This window comes from Bacteriovorax sp. DB6_IX (assembly GCF_000447775.1).
Classification (GTDB): Bacteria; Bdellovibrionota; Bacteriovoracia; order Bacteriovoracales; family Bacteriovoracaceae; genus Halobacteriovorax_A.
On record NZ_AUNJ01000120.1, the window covers coordinates 1 to 1,137 of the forward strand.

1 protein-coding gene is annotated in these 1,137 nt (G+C 33.2%); it reads left to right on the forward strand.

What is annotated here, in order from left to right:
• Positions 1-3 precede the first annotated feature (3 nt).
• The coding region (locus tag M901_RS03745) for a transporter substrate-binding domain-containing protein (RefSeq protein WP_255345200.1) at positions 4-1,137 on the forward strand (1,134 nt) is incomplete at its 3' end.

A 1,137-nucleotide genomic window follows, 5' to 3' on the forward strand; every position in this document is an offset into this window, starting at 1 on the left:
AGCATTGACACACTACTTTATGCCGTAGATACAGGGACTATTGATCTAGCAATTGGTTTTAGTCGAAATAGAAATCGAGAAAGTATATTCGATTTTTCTATGCATACCACAGAAAGTAAGGTTGTTGCATGGCACGCCAATTATATCGACATAAATCAAAACAGTTTAAAGTCATATCGGTGGGCTTGTATTAAGTCGTCAGTATTTTGTAGTCAGCTAGAAACTAATGGTATAAGAAACATTCTTGAAGTTGAAAACTATACAGAGATGTTTCTATCAGTGGTTAATAAACGTGCTGATATTTTATTGAGTAGTTATGTCTCCATTGCACAGTTTATAGAGTCAAGCAGTGTAGAAGGTAAAGTTGTTCTACCCAAGTGGGTAGAAGATGAGTATGTAAGTATAATGGTGAGTAAGAAAAATCCTCGCTTACTTTCTGAAATTAATCAAGCTATTATCCAATCAGCAAACGTCGATAATAACACCCATGATTCACAAGAAAGATTTGACGAATTACACAGGCTTGATAATGCAATCATGTCATTAGAAGATAAGTTTTCTAGTGATAAAGTGTTTACTTATTATATAAGTGATGAAGCATATCCATTTTCATTCTTGAATTCTGATGGGGAAAATGTAGGTTATATACCTGATTTATTTGATTTGATTGAATCGAGGACAGGTATATCTTTTACTCTTGTATCTAATAGAAATGACGCATCTAGCCGATTTGATATTTATCCCTTGTCAATCGCTTCGGACAAAAAACACAATGGTTATAATGAAACCATCCCGTACATGAATTTAAAATATAAAGCACTTGTCAGCCAGAGAGATGAAAATATATATAATGAAAATATTTATTTCGCAGGTGTGTTATTTGCAAATGGCTTATACAACAAGGATATGAAAAATCAACACTTTGGCGATATGTCAATTGTATATACAGATATTGATGATCTCTTAAAATCGTTAAAATATGGTGCTATTAGTAAAGCATACATCCGTGAGGATGTTCTTTCTGAATATGTTGCACTAAATAAGCTCGATGGCTATACCATACTAAGAGATTCTGACATTCAGTTTAGTACTGGTATGTATGTGAGTGATCCAGATCTTCACCAGCTTTTAAATTCG